This is a genomic window from Nonlabens sp., assembly GCF_018401815.1.
GTDB lineage: Bacteria > Bacteroidota > Bacteroidia > Flavobacteriales > Flavobacteriaceae > Nonlabens.
In genome coordinates this window covers 65,109-83,990 of record NZ_JAGYKG010000006.1, presented here as the reverse complement: position 1 = coordinate 83,990, position 18,882 = coordinate 65,109, and the positions used below count along the sequence as shown (strand labels likewise).

Below are 18,882 nucleotides of genomic sequence, written 5' to 3'. Positions count from 1 at the left end.
TCAAAGACTCAAAAATACTACTTATTGCGCTTTTTAAGATGGTTAATATTACCAGATATGGTTTCTAGTCGAGCAAAATACTTGATCCACAAAGTTTTTTCAAATGACGACACCATTCCGGATCTAGAAAGAGCTTGGATCTCATAATCGTTCAGATCTACAGAGATTGTTGCATAAACAGAGATATAATTGAGGTCGCCTTCCAGCTTTTCTATTTTACAACTTCCAGAAAGTTGATTGATAAAAATACTTTTGTAATTTCCTTGAACAGTGATATCTGCAGAATGGGTATTAATAACCAGATGTCTATTACTGGGTAAGGATAAAGTAGCTTTTCCGTCGATAACTTTATGAGCCCCTAATTTGTCCTGAGGAAAGGAAAAAGCTGGGGTAAAAGGGTCTGTTATCAGTAAGGAATCATTTCTAATCTCGCTAGATAGAGTTACTGCATTTTTGTATTCACCATTCTGTATGCTTACTAATTGGACTATATTAGAGTTGTTAGTAGTTATTTCTAGTTCGAGGTGTTGATCCACTTGAATATCTACCACATCAAACGGAGCTTGAAGGTGACGGGTTTCATTTTTAACTGTCGCAGTTGTTGATTGAGCTTCCACTTTTGCAAAGGCAATAACAATACTAAGTATGATAGCACAAAAAAACCTACGTAAACCAAAACAAGCACTACCTTCCTCCAAATTACCTAGGTTTAAATTGTAGCAACTCCCATAATCTAGGAATATGCAGTTGTTACTGCATGTTTTTTGCTTCGATACTCAGCGTAGCATGAGGAACAAGTTCCAAACGTTTTTTGTTAATCAGCTTACCAGTAACACGACAAACACCATAAGATTTGTTTTCAATTCTTATTAATGCATTTTTCAGGTCTCGAATAAACTTTTCTTGACGTATAGCTAGCTGTGAGCTTGTTTCCTTGCTCATTACAGCACTTCCTTCATCAAAGGCCTTAAATTGTGGGGCAGTATCATCTGTACCGTTGTTAGCGTCATTCATGTAGGCGCTTTTGATCAATTCATACTGTTCTTTAGCTTCTTTAATTTTTGCATTAAGTATGTCCTTGAAATAAGCTAAGTCCTTATCGCTATATCTTAATTTTTCATTTTCATTCATATTCTTTAAATTTTAGTCACTTTAATTGTGGTGGCAATATCGTCAAATTCAATTACCGTACCATTATCAACATGTGTTGTTATCGTTAATAAATCTGCTAATGTTTCATCCTTGATATATTGTGTGTTTGCTCTAAGAGCATCGTCCAATTCACTGTGAGATTCCATTTCAATGTTAATGCGGTCGGTTACCTCGAGTCCAGAATCTTTTCTTATATTTTGAATGCGATTTACTAGTTCTCTAGAAATCCCTTCTTTTTTAAGTTCTGGCGTTATGGTTACATCGAGGGCAACAGTAATACCAGACTGATTTGCTACTAACCATCCTTCTATGTCTGAAGATGTAATCTCCACATCCTCAAGGGACAAAATAACCGCATTACCGTTTACTTTCACCTCTTTTTTACAAGTTTTTTCTAACAAAGCTATATCTTCTTGTTGAAAACTTTTAATGATAGTAGCGATTTGTCCCATTTGCTTACCAAAACGCGGGCCTAGTACTTTGAAGTTTGGTTTTATTTCCTTTACAAGTATACCACTTGCATCATCGATCAACTTAATTTCTTTCACATTTACTTCACTTTTTACCAACTCTGCGATGGCTTCGATCTGAGCTTTATCTACAGCATCTCGTACGGGTATCATAATGCGTTGAAGGGGTTGACGCACTTTAATACCTTCCTTTTTACGCAAGGATAAGGTAAGGCTAGAAATGATTTGTGCTTTGTGCATTTTCTCCTCTAGATCAGTGTTTATTAGGGACTCATCTGCTTTAGGGAAAAGCGCAAGATGAACACTTTCACTCGGATTGCTTTCGCCAACACCAGTTAAATCTTTATACAATTGATCCATAAAGAATGGAGCAATAGGAGCGCCTAATTGCGCTATTGTTTTTAAGCAGGTATATAAAGTTTGATAGGCAGCAATTTTATCGTGTTCATAAGTTCCTTTCCAAAACCTTCTTCTGCATAAACGCACATACCAGTTGCTCAAGTTCTCCGTGACAAAAGTGGTTATCGCACGAGCAGCTTTAGTAGGTTCATAATCTTCATAGAATGCCGTGCTGTCTTTTATCAACGTATTTAATTCTGATAATACCCATCGGTCGATTTCTGGTCGATCTGATAATGGAATGTCTTTTTCGCTATAGGTAAAGCCATCTACGTTAGCGTAAAGACTAAAGAACGAATAGGTATTGTAAAGGGTTCCGAAAAACTTGCGTTGGACTTCAGTAATTCCTTCGAGATCAAACTTAAGGTTGTCCCAAGGATTAGCATTACTCACCATATACCAGCGCGTTGCATCTGCACCATATTTTCCTAAAGTCTCAAAAGGATCTGCAGCATTCCCTAGGCGCTTGGACATTTTTTGTCCATTTTTATCGAGAACCAGACCGTTAGAAATAACGTTTTTATAAGCCACATCATCACTTATCATGGTAGCTATAGCGTGTAATGTATAGAACCATCCCCGTGTTTGATCCACCCCTTCGGCAATGAAGTCTGCTTTTCGGAGTTGGTTTTCTACCTGTTCTTTATTTTCAAATGGATAGTGCCATTGGGAATAAGGCATGGATCCTGAATCAAACCAAACATCGATAAGGTCTGCCTCACGAGTTAATTTTGCTCCGGTTTTACCTACCAAGTAAATTTGATCTACGACGTTTTTATGAAGGTCTACAATGTTGTAGTTTTTTTCACTCATGTCGCCATTTTTAAATCCAGCAAACGGATTGGTAGTCATCAATCCAGCAGCGATAGATTTTTCTATTTCGCCCATCAGCTCTTCTATAGAACCGATGATCATTTCTTCAGTTCCGGTTTCATTTCGCCATATAGGAAGTGGGATTCCCCAAAAACGAGAGCGCGATAAATTCCAGTCGTTTGCATTTGCCAGCCAGTTGCCAAACCTTCCTTCTCCAGTAGATTTGGGCTTCCAGTTGATGGTTTTGTTCAACTCGTGCATTCTGTCTTTGAACTCGGTTACTTTTATAAACCAACTGTCCAGTGGATAATACAACACCGGCTTATCTGTTCTCCAACAATGTGGATAACTGTGCACGTATTTCTCTACTTTAAAGGCTCTGTTTTGTTCTTTTAAAGCGATCGCAATATCTACATCTACAGAACGTTCTGGCGCTTCTCCATCAGCAAAGTATTCATTTTTCACATACTTTCCCCCTACCTCAGGCAGTTCTTCGCGGAATTTGCCTTGTAAATTGACAAGTGGTACTGGATTGTTATATTCATCTAAGACCAACATCGGGGGGATAGGTGGAAGTGCCTGTTTGGCAACCAGAGCATCATCTGCACCAAAAGTTGGCGCAGTGTGTACGATTCCTGTTCCGTCTTCCGTAGTTACAAAATCACCTAAGATGACTCTGTAGGCATCCTGCGCATTTTCAAAAGGTGTTGCGTAAGGCAGTAATTGCTCGTATCTCAAGTTCACTAGGTCGGTTCCTTGGCAGGATCCTAAGACTTGATAGGGTATCTTTTTGTCTCCTAGTTGGTATGCTTGTTTCGCTTTCGCGAAAGCGTCACCTTTTAAAGATTGATACTTTTTACCAAATTGATAGTTCACTAACTTCTCAGCAAGAATTACTTGCATCGGTTCACCAGTATACTGGTTGAACGTCTCAATAAGTACATACGCTATTTTAGGACCTACAGTAAGGGCGGTATTAGAGGGCAATGTCCATGGTGTGGTAGTCCAAGCAAGGAAAAAAACCTCTCCATGAGTTGGAAAAGGTAATTTGGATGGATCTTCCACTTTAAATTGGGCAGTAACAGTGGTGTCGGTTACATCTTGATAAGTTCCTGGTTGGTTCAACTCATGGGAGCTAAGTCCAGTTCCTGCAGCAGGAGAATAGGGTTGTATGGTATAGCCTTTATAAATTAAGCCTTTAGAATAAATCTCTTTTAACAACCACCAAACCGATTCCATGTACTTGGACGTATAGGTAATATAGGGGTGTTCCATATCTACCCAATACCCCATATCAACAGTTAACTTGCTCCATACGTCAGTATACTGGAGAACTGCTTTTTTACATTCCTCATTGTATTCTTCTACAGATATTTTTGTACCTATGTCTTCTTTGGTAATTCCAAGTGCTTTTTCAACTCCTAGTTCTATAGGAAGACCGTGTGTGTCCCATCCAGCTTTGCGATTTACTTGATAGCCTTGTTGTGTTTTAAAACGACAAAATAAATCTTTAATCGTGCGTCCCATAACATGATGAATACCAGGTAACCCGTTAGCAGATGGGGGTCCTTCAAAGAAAATAAAAGGCTCATTCCCTTCACGAGTCGTCATGGACTTGTTGAAAATATCGTTTTCTCTCCAAAAAGATTTGATACGCTCATCAACTTCTGGAAGGTTTAATCCTTTGTATTCATTGAATTTTTTACTCATTGCACTAGTGTTTTAAAGCTGGCAAAAGTACGGAAATTTGTGCATTATATACGTTCCTAGGGGCAGACTTAAGTCTGCCCCTAGGAACGGCGATGTAGTTGTTTTTTAGGAAAACAACTACATCTTATGTTTAAATTAGGAGGTGCAACAACTTACAGCTCTATGTGCATCTTGTTTTAGTAACAAAAAATCAAGATTTTATAATTTTGCCCAAATTAGAAAAGCCTTCGCACACTTTTTTGTGGAGCAAAGCAGAAGAGTTAGAAGTCATTGCATCATTGATTAATGCTTGCGTCGAGTTGCTGGCAGACTGAAGTCTTCCCTTTGGTAAGTGCCTTTTGTTTTTTATTTCTCTTTTTGGGAATACCTTTTCAAGTTACCTCGATCTCTAGCACCAGTCCTTCATGACTGCGCAAATTCATTACGGTACCGTCTTCAAAGATGAGGTATTGCCCCTTGATACCTTTTAATTTTCCAGCATGTTGAGGGGTTTTAGCAAGGTTAACACTGGTCACTTTTGCAGGATATTGAAGTACAGGAAATTTAATTTGCCATTCTTTTTCATTCTCCAGAATGAATTCTTGGGCTTCTTGAGGTATAAATTGGAGCAAGCTTTCGCGAAAGCTTAACAAATCCAAATCTTTCACTGAATTTGTCAGCATTTTTCTCCAGTTGGTTTTATCTGCTACGTGATTTTTTAAGGCCATCTCTGAAATACCAGCAAGGTAACGGTTGGGAGTCTCTAGAATTGCAACGGCCTCATGTGCCCCTTGATCGATCCATCGGGTAGGGATTTGTGTTTTACGAGTCACACCTACTTTTATATTACTGCTGTTGGCTAGGTAAACGATATGTGGTTGGAGTTGTATTTTTTTCTCATACTCTAGATCGCGATCTTCTTCATCCAGATGTGCCCGGCTTAACTCTGGCTTCATGATCCATTCTCCGGCTTGTGGGATTTGAGAAAAACAATCATAACAAAATCCTTGACGCCATATTTTTTTGTCAAGGCCGCAATTAAGACATTCATTTCCTACATGCTTTAAAGAAATATTTTTATCCAGCAGTTGGTTCATGTGCAAAAAGTGATCTGGGAAGACAAGGTAATAGTGGACGGTTTCCTTCAGTTCTGTTTGCATTTTTCTAATCGTGCCGGTAAGGATCATGGTGGTAACTTTAAAAATTAAGGGAGTATCTTTGAAATTGTAAAAATACCAATTAGGATTTGTAATATATGGCAAACGCACTACTCAATTCTGTCGTCTCGTGGTTTCTTAAGAAACGCCTTCACGATATGGAGCTTTTTATGAAGCATCCACAGGAGTTGCAGGATAATATTTTGCAAGACCTTATTTATTACGCAAGGCATACAGAGGTAGGAAGGAAGTACGGTTTTGATTCCATAAAATCTTATAGAGAATTTGCAGACAGAGTACCTGTTTCTGGATACACCGAAATGGAAACTTCCATAGAGCGCTCTAGAAGTGGTGAAGGAAATATTTTTTGGCCTAGTGATATCAAATGGTTTGCGATGAGTAGTGGCACGACAAATTCTCGCAGTAAATACATACCAGTAAGCCAGCAGTCTTTAGAGGACTGTCACTATGCGGCTGCAAAAGATTTGCTCTGTATGTACCTGAACAACAATCCAGATTCTAAGATTTTTAAGGGAAAGGCATTGCGATTGGGTGGGAGCAAACAACTGGATAAAAAGTCAGGAACTGCCGCTGGAGATTTGAGTAGTATTTTAATAGACAATATGCCTTTTTGGGCAGATTACAGCTCTACGCCAGGAAATGAGGTCGCCTTAATGGCAGATTGGGAAACCAAAATGCCTGCGATTGTTCAGGAGACTAGCAAAGAAAACGTGACCAGTCTTGCAGGTGTTCCTTCCTGGATGATGGTGCTTCTTATCAATGTACTGGAAACTACAGGTAAGGATCATATTTTAGAAGTTTGGCCACAAATGGAAGTATTCTTTCATGGAGGCGTGAGTTTTGATCCGTATGTAGAGCAGTATAAGAAATTACTTCCAGCAGAACACATTAACTATTATGAAACTTATAATGCGAGTGAGGGGTTCTTTGCCATTCAAGATAGAAACCATAGTAAGGAGCTATTGCTTATGTTGGATTATGGAATTTTCTACGAGTTTATTCCTATGAAAGGCTATGACACGCCTGATGAGAAGGTCATACCCCTTAGCGAGGTAGAACTGGGAGAGAATTATGCTATTATTATCACCACTAATGCTGGTTTGTGGCGGTATAAAATAGGAGATACGGTACGTTTTACAAATAAAAGCCCTTATCGCATTAAGGTAAGTGGCCGCACCAAGCATCACATCAATGTTTTTGGGGAAGAGTTGATTATTGAAAACGCCGAGGAGGCACTCAAGAAGACTATAGCTGAGGTTCCATGCTTTATAAAAGACTACACAGTCGCGCCTATATTTATGGAAGGTAAAGAAAAAGGAGCTCATGAATGGATGATTGAATTTTCGAGGCAACCAGAAGATATTTTCGCTTTCGCGAAAGCTTTAGACTTACATCTTCAAAGAGTAAATAGTGACTATGAGGCAAAACGATACAACAATATTACATTAACGCCACCAAAAATAAACATCGCAAATCCAGATGTATTTTACAATTGGCTCAAGCAAAAAGATAAATTGGGAGGTCAGCATAAAATTCCAAGGTTGAGTAATTCTAGGGAATATATGGATGAGTTGCTACTGATTCATAGCAAAAGCAGTCTGGTAAAATAATTAGATTTTTTCCATCTTATTTTTTGGAAACAGGGGCAAACTGCTTGGTTAAACCTGATCTGAAAACTTAATAAAAACGTATTTTTGCATAAAATTTATACATGAGTAAATTAGTTGTGGTAGGAACCGTAGCCTTTGATGCTATAGAAACTCCTTTTGGTAAAACAGATAAGATTTTAGGTGGAGCAGCAACCTTCATTGGGCTTAGTGCTTCTCACTTCGATACAGAAGTAGGTTTGGTGAGTATTGTTGGGGGGGATTTTCCGCAAGAATATTTAGATATGCTTAAAAACCGAGGCATGAACATTGATGGTGTTGAGGTGGTCAAAGGGGGTAAAACATTTTTTTGGTCTGGAAAATACCACAATGACATGAATACTCGTGACACTTTAGCAACAGAGCTTAATGTATTGGCAAACTTTAGCCCAATAGTGCCAGAAGCCTTTAAAGATGCTGAAGTAGTGATGTTAGGAAACTTGCATCCAGCTGTACAATTAGGGGTAATAGCGCAAACCCCTTTGGCAAAGTTAATCGTACTGGATACGATGAATTTCTGGATGGATAGTGAATTAGATATGTTGCATCAAGTAATTGCAAAGGTTGATGTGATCACAATTAATGATGAAGAAGCAAGACAGCTTTCTGGGGAATATTCTCTAGTCGCTGCGGCGCGTAAGATCCATGAGATGGGCCCTAAATATGTGGTGATCAAAAAAGGCGAGCACGGGGCTTTGTTGTTCCAAGGAGCTCATATATTCTTTGCTCCAGCATTACCACTAGAAGAGGTATTTGACCCTACAGGTGCTGGTGACACATTTGCCGGAGGTTTTACAGGATTCCTTGCCGCAAGTGGTGATTATAGTTTTGAAAACATGAAACGAGCTATTGTTTACGGTTCTAACTTTGCATCCTTTGCGGTAGAAAAATTTGGAACAGAGCGTATGCAAACGATCACCAGTGAAGAAATAAATACACGTTTGGAGCAATTTAAAGCGTTGACTAAATTTGAAATAAACAATTAGCACTATCTATTAAAAAAGCCTTAAGAATTCTTGAGGCTTTTCTATTTTTATACCCTTATAAACCCCATCATGAGCGACCAATTAAAACACGAGTGCGGTATTGCACTTATACGTCTTCTTAAACCCCTAGAATACTATAAGGAAAAATACGGAACAGCTTTCTACGGCATCAATAAAATGTATTTAATGATGGAAAAACAGCACAATCGCGGTCAGGATGGTGCTGGATTTGCAAGTATTAAACTAGATGTCAACCCAGGTCAACGCTATATTTCTAGAGTACGCAGCAATGCGGCACAACCTATTCAAGATATTTTTAAACAGATCAATGAACGCATCAATACAGAGCTGACTGAAAATCCTGGAATAAAAGACGATGTAGCAGCGCAAAAAGCGCAGATCCCTTATGTAGGGGAATTATTGATGGGCCATGTGCGTTATGGTACCTTCGGGAAAAACAGCATTGAATCAGTACATCCATTCTTAAGGCAGAACAATTGGATGCATCGCAACCTGATTATGGCAGGGAATTTTAATATGACCAACGTATTCCAGCTTTTTAACAAGCTTGTAGAATTAGGGCAGCACCCTAAAGATATGGCAGATACCGTCACTGTTATGGAAAAGGTAGGTCATTTTCAAGACAGACAAGTCAGTAAACTCTACAAAAAATTTAAATCAAAAGGACTTTCTAAAATAGAAGCTAGTCCTAAAATTGCTGAAGAAATAGACGTCGCCAAAATTTTGCGTAAAAGCGCTAGAGATTGGGACGGTGGTTATGCTATGGGGGGGTTAATGGGACATGGAGATGCTTTTTTGTTAAGGGATCCCGCAGGAATACGACCAGCGTATTATTATCAAAATGATGAAGTAGTTGTAGTGGCAAGTGAGCGACCAGTCATACAAACTGCTTTTAATGCCCCATTTGATGATGTAAAGGAATTGGATCCTGGAAAAGCCATTATTATTAAAAAAGATGGAACAGTTACTTTAGATCAAATCACAGAACCTTTAGAACGTAAAGCCTGTTCTTTTGAACGTATTTACTTCTCACGTGGCAGTGATGCAGAAATTTATCAGGAACGTAAGATGTTAGGAAAACTATTGTTTCCCGAGATTATGAAGAGCATAGATAACGACATCGACAATACAGTCTTCTCCTATATCCCCAATACAGCCGAAACATCATTCTATGGTATGGTAGAAGAAGGTCATGCCGTTCTCAATAAGCAGAAAAAAGATTTTATAATCGCAGGAGAAGGAAATCTGACAGAAGAGCAGGTGGAGGCCACGCTTTCGCGAAAGCTAAGAACAGAAAAAATAGCCATCAAGGATGCTAAACTTCGCACGTTTATAACAGAAGACTCTTCTCGTGATGACCTTGTGGCCCATGTGTATGATGTGACTTATGGTGTGGTAAAGCCAGAAGATAATCTTGTTATTATAGACGATTCCATTGTAAGAGGAACAACTTTGAAAAAATCCATTCTTAAAATGATGGACCGATTGAATCCCAAGAAAATTGTTGTGGTTTCTAGTGCGCCGCAAATACGATATCCTGATTGTTATGGAATTGATATGGCTCGATTAGAAGGCTTGGTTGCCTTCAGAGCGGCGCTTGCATTACATAAAGATCAAGGCACATACGATACAGTTGAACGCATTTATAAAAAGTGTAAACTACAAACCGAACTGGAAGACGTAGATGTAGTGAATCATGTAAAGGAATTATACGACCCTTTTACAAATCAAGAAATATCTGATAAAATAGGGGAACTACTCTCTGATGAAGATATAAAAGCTGAAGTAAAAGTCATTTATCAAACTGTAGATAATTTACATAAAGCTTGTCCTAAGAATTTAGGCGACTGGTATTTTACAGGAAATTATCCTACAGACGGTGGTAATCGTGTAGTAAACCGCGCGTATATCAATTTCTTTGAAGGAAATGATGAGCGTGCTTATTAGAAAAGTACAGTTAAAACACCTAAAAAAGCCCCAAATCAAATTAGTGATGTGGGGCTTTTTATTTTTGCTGCTGCTTGGAAATTACTTCCCTTCAGCATATCTTTTAGAAACTTCCTCCCAATTGATCACGTTAAAAAATGCTTCCACATAATCTGGACGTCTGTTTTGATAGTTCAAGTAGTAAGCGTGTTCCCATACATCAAGACCTAGAATAGGAGTTCCTCCACATCCTACTCCTGGCATAAGTGGGTTGTCCTGGTTAGGAGTTCCACATACATCTAGTTTTCCTCCTTCATGTACACAAAGCCATGCCCAACCAGAACCAAATTGTCCTTTGGCGGCAGTGCTAAAGTTATCTTTAAACACCTCAAAAGATCCGAAGGAACTATTGATAGCCTCGGATAGATCACCGGTTGGGTTACCTCCACCATTAGGAGACATTATTTCCCAAAACAGGCTGTGATTGTAAAAACCACCACCATTATTTCTCACGGTTTTATTATTCATGTCTAAGTTGCGAAGGATGTTCTCGATGGTTTTTCCAGCAAGATCTGTACCTTCTATAGCAGCATTTAAATTATTGGTATACCCTTGATGATGCTTACCGTGGTGTATTTCCATTGTTCTTGCATCTATATGAGGTTCAAGTGCATCATTAGCGTATTTTAATTCTGGTAATTCAAAATCCATTATATATTATTTTTATTGATTAATAATTATAGAACCATAAATTTAGGCACAAAATGGGAACTGTTAAAATTATACACGTTATATTATCCTTAAAGTGTTCAGGTTCATCGTAAAGTATTTATTCATCAAAAGGAGTTCATTGGTTGGAATTTAATTCGGAACAACAAGATTTATGCTTAGGATTATATAAGTTAAAGGGAAAGCAGTAATAGGGAAGCCACTGATGTCAAAAGGCTAAAAGAGCTTACCATCTAATGATTTTTTATCACTTTAAGCAATACACTTTGGAATCTTAGGTCGCATTGGGCTTGTGTCCATCTTTTCTATGCTTATATTTGAATATGTCTCAATCACCTACTACTTTTTATAGCGCTAGTGCTGGATCTGGAAAGACCTATACGCTTGCACAAGATTACTTAACACTGCTTTTTAAAAACCCTTATAACAACGGATACAGGCGTATTCTAGCCGTTACTTTTACTAATAAAGCGGTGGGCGAGATGAAAGAACGTATACTGGAATACTTGTATAAATTTACTTTTGACGACTTGGAACTTGGGGTTTTAGGAATAGCAAATCACATTAAAAACCAAACTGGTTTGGACAACCAGCAGTTCAAAAAGAAAGCTCGAGCTATTTTTAATCAGCTGTTGCACGATTATTCGGCCTTTGATATTGTGACTATCGATTCTTTTAACCATCGCATTTTAAGAACTTTTGCAAAAGATATTGATTTACCCGATAATTTTGAGGTAGAACTGGATAGCAAACGGTTGATTTCAAAAGCCATTCACAACCTTATTGCGAGAGCGGGAAAAGATAAAAAACTCACACAGCAATTAGTTGACTTTTCTTTATCAAAGATAGAAGAAGGCAAAAGCTGGGATATAGAATACGATCTTCAAGATATTGCTAAGCTCATTCAAAATGAAAATCATTATCTTTTTCTCAAGCAATTAAAAGGAAAAAAGGTGGAAGACTTTTTGGGCTTTCGCGAAAGTTTGTACAAGAAAATCAAACGTGCAAAAAGCGAGCTAGAAGAAAAAGGCAAAAGCCTTTTTCAAGAATTTACTGAGAACGGCTTAACCTCTGATGATTTCTTTTATAAAGCGGGTCGTGTTTATAAGTTCATTGCTGAAAGTGCGAAAGGAAATTACTCTATTACACCAGACACGGGTTATGTAAAAGACATGGCAACGGCAACTTTAGAAAATAAAGCTGCAAGTGCCTCGGCAAAAGAGTTGATTGAAAGTAAACGGGCAGACTTGGTTAATTTATCCGAGTTTTATATAGAGAATTACGGTGCGATCATGTTTTATAAAAACATAGCCAGCAGCCTCACACCATTATCACTGCTCAATGAATTGCTACTTGAGATCGATAAGATTAAAGTTGCAGAGCAAATCGTGCCTATTTATGAGTTCAACCTTTTATTAGCAGAACAAATAAAGGACGAGCCAGCTCCTTTTATATATGAACGACTTGGTGAGCGGTACCGTCATTATTTTATAGACGAATTTCAAGATACCAGCCGCATGCAATGGGAAAACCTGGCGCCACTTATAGAAAATGAACTCCAGCAACAACGAGAGAATGAAGAACGAGGCAGTTTGATGTTGGTAGGTGATGCCAAGCAGTCCATCTATAGATTTCGTGGTGGTGATGCAGACCAGTTCCTGAGATTACTGGCCACTCCAGAGTTGTTTATGTTGCCTAAAAAAGCCGAAACACTCGAATTCAACTGGCGTAGTTATGATGAAGTGATCCAATTTAACAACGAGTTTTTTGATTATTATGGGGACTATTTACACAGTGAGGTGTATCAAACATTGTATAAGAAATACCTGCAACAAGAAACAAGAGCAAAAGAGGGCGGTTTTATTCAAATAGATTTTATAGATAAGGATTTTGAAGCGCCTTACGACACAGCCGATTTTAATAATGCCTACCCCTATCAGGTATATCAACAAATTAAAAAGGCGCACAAAAACGGTTTTGCATTAGGCGAGATTTGTGTTCTTGTACGAGCAAATAAAGAAGGTCATGAGATCGCAAAATACCTGGTTTCTCAAGAAATGCGGGTCGTTTCTGGAGATAGTTTGCTGGTACATGCTTCGCATAAAGTACAGTTATTAGTCGCTTTGATGAAGATGGTCCAGGCGCCAGAGCAACAACAGCCTCGTTTTGATTTCTTGACGGCCTATACCAGAGTTTTTGAGATCGAGGATATTCATTCGTTTGTTACGGCGCACCTCCATCAAAGTTTATTGGAATTAGGCAAGGGTCTTATGGCTTTGGAACAGGATGATTTAGGTTCCGCTTTCGCGAAAGCGGCATTATTTCAAGCCACTGAACAAGTAGCTAAGTCCCTAGGCTTATTCAAAGAGCAAGACACCAGATTACAGTCCTTTCTAGAATTTCTATTTGAATATTCTACAGGCTATGAGGTGTCCCTTTCTGGATTTTTAGAGCATTGGGAATTGAAAAAGGAAAAATTGAGCGTACCAGCTGCAGCCGATGCTGAGGCGGTACAAATCATGACCATTCATAAATCTAAAGGACTGGAGTTTCCAGTGGTCATCGTTCCTCATTGCGATAAAAAATTAGATGACGCAAAAAATCCGACTGGATGGGTTCCTGTAAAGGAAGAAGAATATGAAGGTTTTGATCAAGTGTACATCAGTTTAAAAAAAGAAAACGAATTTTATCCAGGTACTGCTCCAGAGGTCTATGCGCATAACCTCGCCAAAGTTCAAATGGATCAAATCAATACCTTATACGTCGCTTTTACAAGGGCGAGAGAGCAACTGTACATCAGTACGATAGGATCAGAGAGCAAAACACCTAATTATGCTACTTTATTAAAAGATTTTGTAGAAATGAAAGGGTTGGAGTTACTACCTGAAACCGGTTATCAATCTGCTCAAAAAGGGGATCCATCGCGCAAATCAGGAAAGTCCAAAAATCAAGAAAGCCAGATGCTGGGAGAATATAAAGTTCATCTAGACGCAAATAGATTGTCCATCTCTACCAGAAAAGGATTGCTCTGGGTCAGTGGTGCAAGTGAAGCCATCCAAAAAGGGAACATATTGCATGAATTTTTGTCTTTGATAAAGGACCGTTCTAGTGTTGAAAAGTTGCGTAAAAAGATAAATAGAGATTTCTCGCTGTCTAAAGAAGAACAAACTGAGATGAAAAGGATGATTGAGGCAGTCATCGGTCATCCAGATCTCGCTCCTTACTATATAAACGGAATTCATGTGCTCAATGAGCAACCAATTTTACTCCCATCGGGAACGAGGCTTATACCTGATAGAGTTGTCTTTATAGATGGTCAAGCGGTTATCATGGATTATAAAACTGGCGCTGTTTTAGAAAAGCACCGATTACAGCTTAATAAATATGAAGAATTATTGGTGTCTATGGGCATCAGTGTGCTAGAAAAAGTACTGATTTATACCGATAGTTTAGAAATCGTTAAATGGAATGGTTAAGGACTAGCAGCATGTTATCTTTGTAATACACTAAAAATTCTATCATGTACGGATCAATCAAAGAACACTTACAAAAAGAACTGGCAGAAATTAAAGATGCGGGGTTATATAAAAGAGAGCGTATCATTACTTCACCACAGGATGCGGTGATCACTTTAGAGGATGGTTCTGAAGTTCTCAACTTTTGTTCTAATAACTATTTAGGACTTTCTTCCCATCCAGAAGTGATAAAAGCAGCAAAGGATACCTTGGATTCTCATGGTTTTGGAATGAGTTCTGTTCGATTTATTTGTGGAACTCAAGATATCCACAAAGAACTTGAGCAAAAACTAGCCGACTTTTATGGTTGTGAGGACACGATTCTTTACGCGGCTTGTTTTGACGCTAATGGTGGTGTCTTTGAGCCATTGCTATCTGAAGAGGACGCCATCATTTCAGACTCTTTAAATCACGCTTCTATTATTGATGGAGTGCGTTTGTGTAAAGCGGGTCGTTACCGTTATGCCACTGCAGATATGGCAGATCTTGAAAAACAATTACAACAAGCCACTGAAGATGGAGCGCGTTATAAGCTTATTGTCACTGATGGTGTATTTTCCATGGACGGGCTTTTAGCGCCACTAGATACGATATGCGACTTGGCAGACAAGTATGATGCACTGGTTATGGTAGATGAATGTCACGCAGCAGGGTTTTTAGGAGCTACAGGGCGAGGTACTTTAGAAGCAAAAGGGGTTTTAGGAAGGATAGATATTATTACGGGTACTTTAGGTAAAGCACTTGGTGGTGCCATGGGGGGTTATACCTGCGCCAATAAAGAGGTGATTGAAATTTTAAGACAGCGTTCTAGGCCTTACCTCTTTAGTAATTCCCTTGCACCTTCCATAGTAGGTGCTTCCATTAAAGCTTTGGAGCTTATTGATGAGAGCACTGCACTTATCGATAAAGTGCAGTCTAATACAGCCTTCTTTAAAAAAGCAATGCAAGATTTAGGTTTTGATATTATGGATGGTGAAAGTGCTATCGTTCCAGTAATGTTATACGATGCAAAACTCTCACAACAAATGGCAGACCTACTCCTTGAAGAAGGTATTTATGTGATCGGATTCTTTTATCCTGTCGTGCCTAAAGAGAAAGCAAGGATAAGAGTACAATTAAGCGCTGCACATTCACAAGAACATTTGGAAAAAGCCATCGTTGCTTTTGAAAAAATTGGTAAAAAGCTAGGTGTTATCTAAATTTAACAAAGAATAAACAGTAAATCAGACGTTTTAAAGAAAATTTAGGAGCCGGATACTTGCGAAAGACAAGGAACGGTTTAATTTTGCAGAAAGATATTATAAATAACCAAACATGAAAAATATATTAAAATTACTAGTAGCTGGAGCATTATTACTTTCTTCCAGTATGAGTTACGCACAAGATGAAAGCAATCGCTGGAGTTTTGCAATAGGCGTTAATGCAATTGATCTTTACCCAGTAGGAGAGAAAGACCAAGGATTAGGAGATTACTTTGATCAACCCTTTAATGTAGATCATTACAATATCATGCCTTATCCAAGTCGTTTTGAACTAGGATACTATGTAGGTGACGGAATAGTTGCTACCGGTGCTTTTTCATTAAATCAAATTGATAGAGCGGGGGAGAATAGAATAAAGCAATTGGCTTACCTATCACTTGATGGTGGTTTGAGATACAATCTTAATGAATTGTGGAACGGTTCTTCTGCAATCAGCCCTTATTTGGGAGCTGGTGGTTCTTACCAGTGGTTAGATGAAGATGGATTTGGAACATTCAATGGTACATTTGGTTTTGATATTGAGATCATTGAAAACCTATCTGCTAACATTCAAACTACGTACAAGCACGCTTTTGAAGATACTTTTCCTAAGCACTGGCAACACACCGTAGGTGTTAAATTTACTTGGGGAGCTGTAGATACTGACGGTGATGGAGTGGTGGATAACAAGGATTTGTGTCCAACAGTTCCTGGATTAGAGCAGTTCATGGGTTGTCCTGATACTGATGGTGATGGTATAGAAGATTCTAAAGATGGGTGTCCTAATGTTTTCGGCCCAGCTGAAACGAACGGTTGTCCTGACACCGATGGAGATACCGTATTAGACAAAGATGATAACTGTCCTGAAATAGCTGGTCTTGTAGCCCTAATGGGTTGTCCTGATGCTGATGGTGATGGCATTGCTGATGCTGACGATAATTGCCCTAATGAAGCTGGTCCAGCGTCAAGACAAGGTTGTCCAGTAAAAGATAGAGATAACGACGGTGTAGAAGACGCTATGGATAAATGTCCAGACGTTGCAGGTATCGCAGAATTACAAGGTTGTCCTCGTCCTATTGCTCCACCAGTAGAAGTACAAGCTCAATTAAATGAGTACGCTAAGACTATTTTATTTAATACAGGTAACGCTTCAATTCAAAAGCAGTCGGAACAAACACTTGCAGAAATAACTGCCATTTTGAACAAATACCCAGAAGCTAAATTCTCTATTGACGGTCATACGGACAGCACTGGTAGTGAAAAATTCAATGAGCGACTATCTGATGATCGTGCGCTTTCTGTAAAAGAGTACTTAGTTAAAAACGGAATCGATGAATTCCGTTTAAGTTCAAAAGGTTATGGTGAAACTATGCCAGCAGCATCTAACGCTACTAAAGCGGGAAGAGCTCAAAACAGACGTGTAGAAATTAACTTAGCAAAATAAGTTAGGACTAGACACTTAAAATTATAGAAAAGCCACTTTGAAAAGAGTGGCTTTTTTACATCCCATAGGTTCCTCATCTACTAATCTATGCAGCTATTTAAAATATAAAACACCTTTCTAAGATCTAACAAAAGTTTTAGAAAGCTTTATGGGACTATAAAATAGGTAGCCTGTTCAGAAAGTTAGCTACCGCTGTGTTTAACGTTACATTTGTTGGAGTACAATAGTGTCATTAATTACTCGTAAGAGAAACGTTGTCTAATTCATAGGTGCCGTCATTATTGTCATCATCAAATCCAGTATATCTAAAAGCTACATGTCCAATACCTGATACACAATCTAGGGAGACATGGTTTGAAAAAATCCAATTAGGGAAAAACTCCTCATCAGAAACAATGATGGCATCTGCCAGTGCTTCCCAAGTAGCTGCAGTAAGACCAATACCAGTTCCATCCCAATCAGAACTAAACAGGACTTGCATGTTAGAGTTATTAGCAAAACTATTGGAAGTCTCAAAGGAGAATACCTCACCTGTTTGTGCATCAAAATCAACTGCGGGTGTGATAAGCCACGAAATAGTAGTGGTATCTCTTGAGTTTCTAGAACTACAGCGAACACTTTTGCCCAAGGAAGCGTTTTGACCGCTAGAGGAATATATTTCCCATGTTTCCGACCCTGCTTCAATAAGGTTGGTCCACCCAGTAGGCATCGCCACAGAACCGTTGGATTGAGTTTCAAAACTTTCAGATAATAATATAGTTGATCCTTCAGCAGCTGCAGTTCCACAGGCAACGACATCAAAGCTGCATCTTAGACCAGGTTCAAAATCAAAATCTGCTGGGAAATTGACCGAAATAACGTACCTGTCGTCTCCAAAATCTCTATTCAAGATCGCAGTTATAGAACCATTTCCTTCGGGCAATCTCAGTGCTTTAAAGTCAGAAAAAGTACTTGTTTCTAAAACTATAGTGTCAAAAAAGTCAAAACAAGTCTCTAGCATTCTTACCCCATCAAACTGATCAGTTGCTTCAGAAGCAAAGGTTCTGTTTGCAGAAATATCAGCCTCTATAAATTGAACAGCTTCTAGCTCAATAAGAGTCAGTAGTCGTTGATCACTGAACTCTGTAGAAGCAGTCAATACAGTGGGGATGATTTCAAAAATCTCACTATCTCGTAAAACAGCCGTATCTTGTAAAGCAGGTGTAATTTTTTCAATGGTTCCATTGGTTCCATTCAGACCAATTACAGGAACTCCATTTGCTTTTCCTGCAGATAGCCCATCTAGTAAGATATAAACCCGCTGACCGATCGCATAGGAGGTAAATAACGGACTGTTATCTATAAGAATTTTTATTCCCGCGGTAGGATTTTCTATCGCATCTTGAAGGATCAATTCTTCAAAGTAATTTCCTGCCTCGTCACTAGAGATGACATATCCTTCCATAAACTGTTCATTACTTTCAAAACTAACAATACCTGTTGAAGACTGTCCTATCTGTCCTATCACAGCAGACATATCGATTAAGTTAGCTGGAGGGTCTATAGCTACTGTTGCGGTGTCTGGAATGCTAAAGTCGTCGTCCTCGACACAAGAAAAAGCGATTATAGATACTAAGACAATGGCAAAAATGTGGTTCGTATTTTTCATATTCTTGTTATTAAACAGGTTCCTT

General features: G+C 38.7%; 12 protein-coding genes. 6 read left to right on the top strand and 6 right to left on the bottom strand.

The features are described 5' to 3' along the window. Positions 1–17: 17 nt before the first annotated feature. The 4 genes from KG732_RS11625 to KG732_RS11610 all read right to left on the bottom strand — a co-directional run bounded on the left by KG732_RS11625 (position 18) and on the right by KG732_RS11610 (position 5,710). Positions 18–698, bottom strand: a complete 681-nt coding sequence (locus KG732_RS11625) for a hypothetical protein (RefSeq protein WP_213523898.1) — start codon at positions 696–698, stop codon at positions 18–20. Between the two features lie 52 nt (positions 699–750). After that, on the bottom strand, positions 751–1,131 hold the full coding sequence (locus KG732_RS11620) for a TraR/DksA family transcriptional regulator (RefSeq protein WP_213523896.1): 381 nt from the start codon (positions 1,129–1,131) through the stop codon (positions 751–753). A 5-nt stretch (positions 1,132–1,136) separates the two neighbouring features. Continuing rightward, positions 1,137–4,544, bottom strand: coding sequence for an isoleucine--tRNA ligase (ileS, locus tag KG732_RS11615; RefSeq protein ID WP_213523894.1), 3,408 nt, complete (start codon positions 4,542–4,544; stop codon positions 1,137–1,139). A 371-nt stretch (positions 4,545–4,915) separates the two neighbouring features. Then, positions 4,916–5,710 carry a DUF2797 domain-containing protein gene (locus KG732_RS11610; RefSeq protein WP_213523886.1) on the bottom strand — a complete coding sequence of 265 codons (795 nt, stop codon included), beginning with the start codon at positions 5,708–5,710 and terminating at the stop codon, positions 4,916–4,918. Between the two features lie 68 nt (positions 5,711–5,778). On the opposite strand from KG732_RS11610, the gene KG732_RS11605 reads away from it, so the two are divergent. From KG732_RS11605 to KG732_RS11595, 3 genes are all read left to right on the top strand, one after another. Further along, on the top strand, positions 5,779–7,311 hold the full coding sequence (locus KG732_RS11605) for a GH3 auxin-responsive promoter family protein (RefSeq protein ID WP_213523884.1): 1,533 nt from the start codon (positions 5,779–5,781) through the stop codon (positions 7,309–7,311). Between the two features lie 101 nt (positions 7,312–7,412). Then, positions 7,413–8,333, top strand: a complete 921-nt coding sequence (locus KG732_RS11600) for a PfkB family carbohydrate kinase (protein WP_213523882.1) — start codon at positions 7,413–7,415, stop codon at positions 8,331–8,333. Between the two features lie 69 nt (positions 8,334–8,402). Then, on the top strand, positions 8,403–10,301 hold the full coding sequence (locus tag KG732_RS11595; RefSeq protein WP_213523880.1) for an amidophosphoribosyltransferase: 1,899 nt from the start codon (positions 8,403–8,405) through the stop codon (positions 10,299–10,301). Positions 10,302–10,382: 81 nt separating this feature from the next. Here the strand turns inward: KG732_RS11595 and KG732_RS11590 are convergent, their stop codons facing one another. Continuing rightward, positions 10,383–10,991: a superoxide dismutase gene (locus KG732_RS11590; RefSeq protein WP_213523878.1), complete on the bottom strand. Its 609-nt coding sequence runs from the start codon at positions 10,989–10,991 to the stop codon at positions 10,383–10,385. A 341-nt stretch (positions 10,992–11,332) separates the two neighbouring features. Between KG732_RS11590 and KG732_RS11585 the strand changes: the two genes are divergently transcribed. From KG732_RS11585 to KG732_RS11575, 3 genes are all read left to right on the top strand, one after another. Next, positions 11,333–14,485, top strand: coding sequence for an exodeoxyribonuclease V subunit beta (locus KG732_RS11585; protein ID WP_213523876.1), 3,153 nt, complete (start codon positions 11,333–11,335; stop codon positions 14,483–14,485). A gap of 44 nt (positions 14,486–14,529) precedes the next feature. Then, positions 14,530–15,723, top strand: a complete 1,194-nt coding sequence (gene kbl, locus KG732_RS11580; RefSeq protein ID WP_213523874.1) for a glycine C-acetyltransferase — start codon at positions 14,530–14,532, stop codon at positions 15,721–15,723. Positions 15,724–15,838: 115 nt separating this feature from the next. After that, positions 15,839–17,209, top strand: a complete 1,371-nt coding sequence (locus KG732_RS11575) for an OmpA family protein (protein ID WP_213523872.1) — start codon at positions 15,839–15,841, stop codon at positions 17,207–17,209. A gap of 232 nt (positions 17,210–17,441) precedes the next feature. On the opposite strand, the gene KG732_RS11570 is transcribed toward KG732_RS11575, so the two are convergent. Next, a complete protein-coding gene (locus tag KG732_RS11570; RefSeq protein ID WP_300980447.1) occupies positions 17,442–18,857 on the bottom strand; it encodes a DUF5689 domain-containing protein in 1,416 nt (471 codons plus the stop codon). Positions 18,858–18,882: the final 25 nt, after the last annotated feature.